6 protein-coding genes are annotated in these 11,308 nt (G+C 42.0%); 4 read left to right on the forward strand and 2 right to left on the reverse strand.

Annotated features, from left to right (window positions below):
• Positions 1 to 88: 88 nt before the first annotated feature.
• The 4 genes from A3775_RS13605 (at position 89) to A3775_RS13620 (ending at position 6,802) form a co-directional block, all read left to right on the forward strand.
• On the forward strand, positions 89 to 1,870 hold the full coding sequence (locus tag A3775_RS13605) for a ShlB/FhaC/HecB family hemolysin secretion/activation protein (RefSeq protein ID WP_197480151.1): 1,782 nt from the start codon (positions 89 to 91) through the stop codon (positions 1,868 to 1,870).
• Between the two features lie 662 nt (positions 1,871 to 2,532).
• Entirely contained in the window at positions 2,533 to 5,190 is a 2,658-nt protein-coding gene (locus tag A3775_RS13610) for an EAL domain-containing protein (protein WP_066384704.1), read from the forward strand.
• 104 nt (positions 5,191 to 5,294) lie between these two features.
• On the forward strand, positions 5,295 to 5,936 hold the full coding sequence (locus tag A3775_RS13615; protein WP_066384701.1) for a hypothetical protein: 642 nt from the start codon (positions 5,295 to 5,297) through the stop codon (positions 5,934 to 5,936).
• A gap of 59 nt (positions 5,937 to 5,995) precedes the next feature.
• Positions 5,996 to 6,802, forward strand: a complete 807-nt coding sequence (locus A3775_RS13620) for a pentapeptide repeat-containing protein (protein ID WP_066384698.1) — start codon at positions 5,996 to 5,998, stop codon at positions 6,800 to 6,802.
• Positions 6,803 to 6,826: 24 nt separating this feature from the next.
• Here A3775_RS13620 and A3775_RS13625 read toward each other — a convergent pair whose 3' ends face one another.
• The gene (locus tag A3775_RS13625) at positions 6,827 to 8,194 is read right to left on the reverse strand and encodes a diguanylate cyclase domain-containing protein (RefSeq protein WP_066384695.1); all 1,368 of its coding nucleotides are present in this window, start codon (positions 8,192 to 8,194) and stop codon (positions 6,827 to 6,829) included.
• On the reverse strand, positions 8,184 to 10,994 hold the full coding sequence (locus tag A3775_RS13630; RefSeq protein ID WP_082803742.1) for a hybrid sensor histidine kinase/response regulator: 2,811 nt from the start codon (positions 10,992 to 10,994) through the stop codon (positions 8,184 to 8,186). The genes A3775_RS13625 and A3775_RS13630 overlap by 11 nt, the downstream gene beginning before the upstream one ends.
• Positions 10,995 to 11,308 lie beyond the last annotated feature (314 nt).

Below are 11,308 nucleotides of genomic sequence, written 5' to 3' on the forward strand. Positions count from 1 at the left end.
TTACTCACCAAGAAATCAAGAGATGAAATAATATTCACATCTTAAACTGAACCTTTAAAACTGATTGGTTGTAAAAAACTTTAATTGCATGATGTACCAATGTCTAAACAAGCTGACAATATCTGGGTTGACTGTGGGGATATTTGCATTACTCAGCAGTATCCATTCTCAACCGTCAACAGCCCAAACTGTTAATCAGACATCAAGACTAAATAACAATTTTAGCTTATCGCAACAACTACCACCGCCCCAAGATGTCCAACCTTCCCTCCCTTCTCCTTTACCTCAATCCCCACCACCCCAACCACTACCACCACCAGCAGAACTACTGCCACCAACTTTCCCAGATGTCAAACCTCAGCAACCAATACCAGAGGATGTTACCCAAACCATTACTGTGAAAAAGTTTGAGGTTGTGGGTAGTACGGTATTTAGTCGAGAAGAGTTAGCCAAGGTTACTGCTGAGTTTACCGATAGACCAATTACTTTAGCCGAACTGTTTCAGGCTCGCTCGAAAATTACTGAATTATACGTTAACAAGGGTTATATTACTTCTGGCGCATATATCCCACCGCAAGCAATTCAGTCGGGTGTGATTACAATTCAGGTGGTTGAAGGTAAATTAGAAGATATTCAAATTAGTGGTACACGCCGACTCAACCCCAATTATGTGCGTAGTCGTTTAGCGGTGGCGACATCATCACCCCTAAATCGAGATCAGTTACTAGAAGCACTACAACTACTACAACTCAATCCTTTGATTGATAACCTGGCGGCTGAATTGTCAGCAGGGCTACGTCCTGGTACAAGTGTTTTACAAGTGCAAGTCAGGGAAGCGAAATCTTTTAGTAGTGAAATAGGTTTCGATAATGGTCGATCTCCGAGTGTGGGTAGTTTTCGCCGTCGTATCTTAGTTAAAGAAGCTAACTTACAGGGTTGGGGAGATAATTTGAGTTTAGCTTATGCTAACACCGACGGCAGCAACGCCTTTGATACTAGCTACACCTTACCCTTGAATCCTCGCAATGGTACAATCAGCTTTAACTTCGGCACAGCATCTAGTAATGTGATTGAGGAGCCGTTTAATATTCTCGATATTCAATCTTCATCTCGTTACTATGAGTTGACTTTTCGCCAACCTCTGATACAAACTCCTACCCAGGAATTGGCTGTGGGTTTAACGGCTTCCCGGCGAGAAAGTGAGGCTACTTATATTGAAGGAGAACGTTTAGCTTTTCCTTCCTTGGGTGCTGATGAACAGGGGCGCACGCGTGTATCTGCGTTGCGGTTTTTTCAAGAATGGACGACTCGCAATAACCGCCAAGTGTTCGCGGTGCGATCGCAATTTAATCTCGGTATCGGTGCGTTGAATGCCACGATTAATCATGATACCCCTGATAGTCGCTTTTTCTCCTGGCAGGGACAAGCCCAATGGGCGCGGCTGTTAGCACCAGAAACTTTATTGATTCTACGTGCTAATACACAACTGTCAACTATCAATCTGTTACCTTTAGAACAGTTTGGTGTCGGTGGTTTAGATAGTGTGCGGGGTTATCGCCAAGATTTTCTCTTGACAGATAATGGGGCTTTAGCGGTGGCGGAAGTGCAAATCCCAGTGCTGCGGTTGTCGCAGTCGAGAGGGCTGTTACAGGTGATACCTTTTGTTGATTTTGGGGTAGCTTGGAATAATTCTGGCACTAATCCCGATCCTAATACTTTAGCAGCCGTGGGTTTGGGTTTACGCTGGTTACAAGGCGATCGCTTGACTGCACGACTTGACTGGGGTATTCCTCTGGTGTCTGTGGACTCCCAAGCCAAAACATGGCAAGAGAATGGTTTGTATTTTTCTGTATTATACAATCCTTTTTAATGTATTAAAATAAAATATAATATAATTAATTATAATTAATTATATTAAAACATGAAACATTTTGTCATAGCTTTGTCTCATTGTTACCCAGTGTCATGATGATTTTCGCCTGAATACCTCAGCGTTTATTGATAATTTTGCCCTATCTCATGCCATCAGATTTTGGATTTTGGGCAGATAAAGATTGGCAAGCGAACAACTAATTGGGTAAGCGTAATTAAAGTTATAGCATCAGGGAAGCTACAGGGAACAGAACATTATTGTGTCTGTTCCCTGCGTTTAACTATGGTAATTATTTTGGGTTCCGTATTATCACTCAAGTTGATTAACCAACATCAACAAATCTACTCAGTATCATCTTAGCTATTGAATTACTTCTGGGTATAACAGAAAAAGTCAACCAAAAGTTAGTAGTTAAAAATGCTAAATTCGCCTAATTTGTTGGGGAACGGAGACAATTAACCAGACTGACAATGCAGCACTCACTGGCAAATAAGAATCTTTTTTGGAGATTGTCAGTGATGTAAAACACAAATATCTTCCTACATCGTCCTTGCACTAGGTAAAGACCTTTTATTACAAATGAACGTTAGGAGTTAAAACTAAGTGAATGAGGATATTGAAACTCCAGCTCCAAAGACATGAGAATGTGAGAGGAACTGATGCCTGAACAAGAGCGAGAAAAAATCCGCCACCTGTTAGTTGTCAAAGACTTACAAGGGCAGCGCATCATACCTTTACAAGAAGCTACATATTCTATAGGAAGGCATAAGAGTAATGCTATTGTTCTCCATTCCTTGTCAGCATCCAGACAACACGCTATTTTATTGCGGGTAACTCTTCCCAAAACGGAGCAATATGGGTTTCGGATTATCGATGGTAACTTTAAAGGACAAGCTAGTACCAACGGATTATTTGTGAATGGCAACAGATGTTTTTCTCATGATCTCAAACATGGAGATGTGATGATCTTTGGTACGAAGCAAGCTCAGGCTAAATACTATGCTATTTCTAACTTGTCAGAACAAGCTTTTTGTGAATCTGCTTATGTTGAAGATTTGTCAGCATTTCTGTGTGAGCAATCTAGTCCTGTGCAACCTGTTCCTACGGCAGTTGTTGATCCGGAATTTGCAGGAGCTAGCGAGACTGCTTTAGCTCGTTTAGCATCTTTTCCTGAGATGATCCCCAATCCCATCATTGAGACAGATTTAGACGGAAACTTAACTTATTTTAATCCAGCCGCAGCCCTGAAATTTCCGAGATTGAGGGAGTTAGGACAACACCATCCGATATTAAAAGGAATAGTTGCTGAGGTGCAAAGCCGCCAAGTCAGTTCTTTTGTCAGGGAAGTAAAATTTGGTCAAGAAGTTTTTGAACAATCAGTCCATCATCTAGCGGAAAGTGATTTAATTAGAACTTATATTATTAGAGATATTACTCAGCAAAAGCAAGCAGAGGCAGAATTGCGGCAACGCGATCGCTTACTCCAAGCAGTAGCGGAAGCAGCCAATTACTTACTCGTAGAAATGAACTACGATACCGCCTTAGAAAAAGCTCTGGCTGTACTAGGTGAAGCTGTGCAAGTAGATAGAGCTTATCTATTTAAACATCATTCCCACCCCCAAACAGGAGAAATCGCACTCAGCTTGCAATGTCAATGGACAAGTTCACCTTTACCCACTTGCCCGCATCACTGGCACAATCAACTTGATCAGTATCACGCCTTATCACGTTGGTATAATGTCCTTGCCAGTGGCAAGTCAATTAATGGACTGACAAAGGATTTTCCCGCCGCCGAACGTGAAATTTTGATGCGAAAGGGCATTAAATCTCTGCTGTTAGTGCCACTGCGCTTAGAAGAACAGTTTTGGGGTTGTTTGGCTTTAGCGGATTGTCACCAAGAGCGTGTTTGGTCAAGCCATGAAGAATCTATACTGTTGACAATGGCAGCTAGTATCAGTGGTGCTTGGCAGCGTCAGCAAGTAGAAGCAAAGATTCGTTACCAAGCCCTTCATGATTGGCTGACGGGATTGCCTAATCGGTTATTATTTGATCAAATCCTCGCCAAAACCTTAGCCAACGCCGTCCGGAGTCACGAAAGTCTGGCTGTGATTTTTCTGGATCTTGACCGCTTTAAAATTATTAATGATACCTTGGGTCATACCTTGGGCGATCGCTTACTCCGCAGCGTAGCCGAGAGATTGCAAGCATCTTTGAGAGCAGGTGACACAGTAGCGCGTTGGGGAGGAGATGAATTTATTATCCTCCTGCCCCGCATTAATTATCTCGAAGAAGTCACCCAAGTCGCCGCCAGAATCTTAAAAGCCTTTGAGAACGTTTTCTTTTTGGAAGGGCATGAACTTTACGTCAGTGCTAGCTTAGGTATTGCCTTACTAGATGAACATAGCCCTGATGCAGAAAGTTTGATCAAGCACGCAGATACAGCTTTGTATCATGCCAAGGATGAAGGCAGAAATAAATACCAGTATTACACGACATCCTTGAGTGCCAAAACTCCTGATATTCTCAAGTTAGAGAAAAATTTACGCTATGCCTTAGAAAAGCAAGAATTTACAGTATACTATCAACCCCAAGTTAATCTTCACACCGGAGAAATTACTGGTATGGAAGCCTTGCTACGCTGGGAGCATCCAGAAATGGGGATAGTAGCACCTAACGTTTTTATTCCGCTTGCTGAAGAAAGTGGATTAATTATCCCGATAGGGGAGTGGGTATTGCGGACAGCCTGTGAGCAAAACCGAGCTTGGCAAAAAGCCGGATTACCCCCGGTGAAAATTGCAGTTAATCTGTCTCCTAAGCAGTTTTGCCAACCCGACTTAGTAGAAACTGTAGCGCAAATTTTAGCCGAGACAGGGTTAGCACCGCCATTATTAGAGTTAGAAATTACGGAAACCACAGCCATTGAGAATATAGAATATACCAAAAAGGTATTGCATGATTTAGCGGCGATGGGTGTGCATCTGTCCATTGATGACTTTGGTATAGGTCATTCGTCGCTCTCGCGGTTACAAATGTTACCACTGCATAAGCTAAAAATTGATCGATCCTTCATTGATCAGTTGACAACAGATGTCAAGGTTAGGCATATTGTGAAGGCGATCGCCAATTTAGGCAGAAGCTTAGGGTTAACAATCACCGCCGAAGGCGTAGAAAACCAAGAACAACTAGATTTCTTAAAATCTATTCATTGCGAAAATGTACAGGGTTTCTTGTTCCATAAAGCCTTGTCCGCCGAAAAAGCTACGGAAATCCTCCAGGCTGAGTCTCAACAGCACATTTTACCAATGCCAAAAAACTAACACCTGTATGCTCTGAGTCTGCGAACGTTTTCAGGTGGTCTACAAGTGAGGTAAAGTTACAGTGGCAAAATATTACTTTAGCTTGATGACTGGAGAGCATAGCCTTGGGAATAGAACTACGCAGTTTCGTCTTTCTCGACAGCCTGCAACCACAACACGCAGCATATATAGGAACAGTAGCCCAAGGTTTCCTGCCCTTACCAGGTGATACATCCCTCTGGATTGAAATCTCACCTGGAATTGAAATTAATCGGATTACAGATATAGCCCTGAAAGCTGCCTCAGTCCGTCCTGGGGTGCAGGTAGTTGAACGATTATATGGTTTACTAGAAGTTCATTCCGGCTCGCAAGGAGAAACACGGGCAGCCGGACAAGCAATTTTGGCAGCATTAGGAGTTAAACGAGAGGAATGTCTCAAACCCCGTGTTGTGTCTAGTCAGATTATCCGTAATATCGATGCTTACCAAACACAATTAATCAATCGCACCCGCCGGGGACAATTACTCTTAGCAGGGCAAACTTTGTATGTATTGGAAGTTGAACCGGCTGCTTATGCGGCTTTAGCGGCGAATGAAGCGGAAAAAGCCGCCGCAATTAATATTTTGGAAGTGCAAGCTGTCGGTAGCTTTGGCAGGTTGTACTTGGGAGGAGCAGAGCGAGATATTCTGGCAGGTGCAGCCGGAGCGCGAGCAGCTATTGAAAACGTGGCTGGAAGGAGTAATTCCCCAATTGGCCGCCAGGAGTAGGTGAGCAGGGGGAGCAAAGAGTAAAAAATCTGACAATAATGAAGGAGAGCAAAGAGAAAATGGCAAATGTAGAGCATCTGCGGTTATTACAAGCGGGTGCAGTCCAATGGGTTGAGTGGAGAACAACATATCCTCAAATTGAACCTGACCTGAGTGCTGCCAATTTGCAACAAAATAATCTTAGAGGTGCTGACCTGCAAGGGGTAAATTTAAGTAAAGTAGACTTAAGTCATGCTTTATTAGTACGTGCCAACCTCAGTTATGCTAACCTCAGTAGTGCTAATCTGCATCAAAGTAAGCTGAGTGAAGCTAACCTGAGTGGTACTCATTTGAGTGTGGCTAATTTGAGTCAAGCTATTCTCACTCAGGCTGATTTAAGTCATGCTACTCTCATTGGTTCTGACTTAAGGGAAGCGAATCTTAGGGGTGCTACTCTCAATCAGACTAATTTGATTGGTACTGACTTAAGTGGTGCTAATTTCAGAGAGGCTGATTTGGGTGCAGCACAATTAAATCGCGCTAACCTGAGTTTTGCTAACCTCATAGCAGCTAACTTAATTGAGGCTGATATCAGTGAGGCTAACTTATATGGAATAGACTTAATGGGAGCTTATCTCTACAAAGCCAACCTGTACAAAGCTCGTCTGAATCAGGCTCATTTGAGTGGTGCATATTTATTTCGGGTGAATTTAACTGAAGCTGACTTGAGTGGTGCTGACTTGGGTTGGACAAATCTCAAAAATGCTAACTTGGCAGGAGCTAATCTAAGCGGTGCTAACCTTAGAGGTGCTAACTTAAGTGGTGCTAATCTCAGTGGTGTGAATTTTCACAATGCAATTATGCCCGATGGTTCGAGACTTGATTGAACCTGGCAAAAAAATAGTCAAGTTTCAATTAGTGAAGTAGCGATCGCGCCCCTGTTGTTTGGCATTGTATAATGCTTTATCTGCGGCAGCGATCAGTGTATCTGGCTTGATATCCAAAGCAGGTATACTAGAGGCAATCCCTAAACTCAAGGTGACGATATCCTTAACATTAGACTTTGCATGGGGAATAGCTAAATCATAAACTGCTTGCTGAATCTTCTGCGCTACTTTGATTGCTCCGGCTAAGTCTGTATTAGGCAGAAGTACCGCAAATTCTTCTCCACCATAACGCGCCACTAAATCCGCAGGACGATAAACTATTTTCTGCACTGTTTGTGCTATCTTAATCAAACAATCATCCCCTGCCAGATGACCATAGTAGTCGTTGTACAATTTGAATTTATCAACGTCGAATAAAATCAGTGACAGAGGTTGCTGTTCTCTCGCCAGGCGTTTCCATTCTGCTAGTATTCGTCCATTGAAGCAGCGACGGTTAGCTACATGAGTCAAACCATCTATATTTGCCAGTTTTTCTAGTTTCTGATTTGCATCTTGCAGAGCTAGTTCAATTTGTTTACGCTCAGTAATATCACGTATGGTAATAGCAAAACCATCACCTAGTTTGACTGCCACAAAATGATACCAACAAGAATTGCCGGATAGATGATAAAAATCCCGTTGTAAAGGTTGCCCTGTTTCCACAACATTCACAAACTGATAAAATAGTTCTGGTTCTAAACGGGCTAAGAATCTTTTAACTACCAATTTGCCGATCATATCTTCATGGCGACTGCCGAAGGCTCTAGCAATGACTGGGTTGACTACTAAGCAACGAAAATCCTCGATATCCCCGGTTGTGGTGTTACGAACTGCTTGCATAGCAGCAATACCATCTAGTGAACTATTCAAAATGCTTGCCAGCATTGCCCTAGATTGATATAGTATTTCTTCGGTTTGTCTGCGCTTATAATTTTCTTGTTCTAGCTGCCGTTGCTGACGTTGAATGGTTAATTGATTTTCTATGCGTGCTACCACTTCTTCCATTTGAAAGGGTTTGGTGATGTAGTCTACGCCTCCTATTTCAAAGGCGGTGACTTTATCGAAAACATCATCTAAAGCACTAATAAAAATTATGGGAATGGTGCGTAAATCCTCATCCGCTTTCAGAGTTCTACAGACTTGATAGCCATCCATTTCTGGCATCTTGATATCTAAAAGAATGATATCTGGTTGCTTCACCTTCACTGTTTTCAGTGCCATTCGCCCGCTTGTGACGCTGCGAACAGTGTAGCCGACTTTGCTGAGAGAATCACTTAATAATTGTAAATTTTCGGGTATGTCGTCTACTAAAAGAATATTACCTTGATTTTCTTGATTATCTTCAGGATTCATTACTGATCAGGGGTTCGGCTAACTCAACCAGCTTCTCAAATTCAAATTGTCGAGCCAGTTTTGTCAGTGATTGTATCAGATTAGTTTCTGTATCTGGTATTTCTCCTACCAATTCTACGACTTGGTTGGTATTTGCCTCCAGCGCAGCTGTGTATAGCTGAGTAATCCATTCTTGAGGCATACAGGTGAGGTGTTGCGATGTCAAGATAGTCTCTGTTGCCTGATTTACTAGGGGCGTTTGGCTGTCGGCAAAGATAAATTTTACACCGAGATGTTTAGTTAGTGCATTAAAAATGGTGTGTTCGGCAAAGGGTTTGCGGAGGAAGTCATCACAACCAGCAGAGAGAACTATGGCTTTTTCTTCTTCTAAGACGCTGGCTGTCAAGGCGATGACGGCTGTGGCGTTACCTTTGGTAGTAGACTTAATATATTTAGTCGCTTCATAACCATCCATGACAGGCATTCTCATATCCATCCAGATTAAATGCGGTTCCCATTCATCCCAAATTGCGATCGCTTCCTTGCCGTTACTCGCCTCTCTCATCTCAAACCCCAAAGGCATGAGTAACTTCATCAACAATTGGCGATTAATGGCTTTATCATCTACTGTCAGCAGTTTATATGTTGGCTGATTGGCAACTAGCCCCAACACTTGCGGATAGGCTTGCGAACTCTGACTGACTGTTGCTTGCGCCAATTTCGCCTGAAGATGAAATTGAAAAGTTGTACCTTTGCCCAATTCACTCTCAACTGAAATATCTCCCCCCATCAGTTGCACAAATTTACGGCTAATAGCTAAACCTAATCCTGTACCTTCTTGGGCATCTTTTCCGGCTTGGGCTTGCGTAAACGCATCAAATAATTTGGGTAATTCAGTGGCGGAAATCCCTACACCTGTATCACGCACCTGAAAATGGATATGAAATACATCTGTGGTTTCTTGTTCTCCTGCAAACACAAGTAGACTGACGTTGCCTTCTGAGGTAAATTTAATCGCGTTGCTGAGTAGATTGATTAACACCTGACGTAGTTTGACTGCATCTGTGCAGATATAGCGGGGAACATTGTCACTGCGCTGGAATATCAAAGCCAATCCAGCATTTGTTGCCCGCAGATGTAGCATATCTTCTAAATCATCGAGTAAGCGATACAAGTCAAAGTCTTGAGGATTCAGGGTAGTTTTTCCGGCTTCAATTTTCGATAAATCGAGAATATTATTAATGAGGGTGAGTAAATAATCGCCACTACGATAGATAATCCCAGCATTTTCATACTGTTCCGATGGTAAGTTTTTAGCGCGTATCATTAATTGAGAAAAGCCGAGAATCGCATTTAGAGGAGAACGCAATTCATGACTCATATTAGCAATAAATGCACTTTTGGCTTGATTTGCTACTTCGGCTTTTTCTTTGGCAATGGCTAATTCTGCTGTTCTCTCTTTGACTCGTTGTTCTAAAGTTTCAAAAGCTGTTTGTAACTGAATAGCCATTTTATGAAAAGAATCAGCCAGCGTTGCTACTTCTGTAATACTTTGAATTGCTCTTGAGCCATTTTCTAAATCAGAATTATCCCATTTTCCTAATGCTAAAGCTTGACTGGCTCGACTTAATTGCAATATAGGAGTTGTAATCCAATTTGCAGTCATGATACATAAGATTGTGGCCATAATTAAAGTTAAACTACATAATATGATTGTCGAACGCGCATTGGCTTGAATTTCTGCCATGAAGTCAGCTTCAGGAATGACAATCACTGTCAGCCAATTTAAATCTTTTTGACTCTGCAATGGGACAACTTTCACAAAGTAGCGTTTACCATGCTCGTCTGTAAAGCTCAGTTCTTGTTTTGTCTGAATGCGATTAAGGCTTCCGAAATATTCCCGTAATTTTTGAGTGGTTTTCTGAGTAAGTTTATTGCGACTATCCACGGCATTTAATCTATATTTGCTGGGGTCATTTTTTTCTTTATCAGAATTCAGATACTTTACTAAGTAGGAAAGAAAGGGAGTTTCACCTGTGGAAGTACCGATTAACAATCCACTCGGTTCTACAACAATAGCCTGACCGGTTTTACCAATTTTCAACCTGTTGAGAAAATCCCCTAATTGGGATAGAGAAAAAGCGCAACTGAGAACTCCTTGAAAGGTATTATTTTGATCAACAAATGGTAAAAAATAGGCGGCTACTAATTTTGGTTGATCGTTGTGGATGCGAGCAACAACAATCCGCCAAATTCCACGTCCTGCCTTTTTGGTTGCCCCATACCAAGGATTTCCAGGCGGATCATTATGCGGATCATAAGTCGTTGAACGTCGGATTAATTTGATGTAGTTGCCCTCACTGTCAGTCAGGTAATTATCCCAATTGTTATTATTTGACTTATCTTTGATGCGAACCACACGCGAGCCATCATGCTGTTTGACCACAATTAACATATTTTTATGCTCGGTAGCGATCGCAAAGGAATTAATCTCATTAAATATTTGTGATTGCTGCCAAAAATAGCGTTTTACTGTGGATAAATCCTGATAGTTCAAAATGCCTAGTTTAATTGCATCGGCATTATTGCGGGTAACTTTGACTGAATTTTGCAAATAATGGGCGAGATTTTGATCAATGCGATCGCCTACTTCCGTCATCAAGGATTTAGCTATATCCTCTACCGCTTTTTGTCCACTCCGGTAGGAAAGATAGCCAACTAACCCGACTGCACCGACAACTTGTAAGACAAAAGGGATAATTAACAGTGATTTCAGGGGAATTTGTCGAGGTTTTTGGGCTTTATTCCTAGATTTTATCATTATTAATTATTAAAGGTTCGGCTAACTCAACCAGCTTCTCAAATTCAAATTGTCGAGCCAGTTTTGTCAGTGATTGTATCAGACATGTAGAGACGTTGTATACAACGTCTCTACAGTGCAGAATCAGGTGCATCTATGGCTACGCTACGCAAGCTACATCAAGAAACGGTATTACGCCATCTCAGTTCAAATATTTTTATGTCTTGTCATGATTCTACTTCGTAGTTCTAGTATCACCTGGAAGTAGTTGACATACTCCCCACCCTAAAAGGGTGGGGATTCTGGGGTCAAACAGCGATTGCTGGCATAGCCAG

It is taken from the genome of Anabaena sp. 4-3 (assembly GCF_001597745.1).
Lineage (GTDB): Bacteria > Cyanobacteriota > Cyanobacteriia > Cyanobacteriales > Nostocaceae > Trichormus.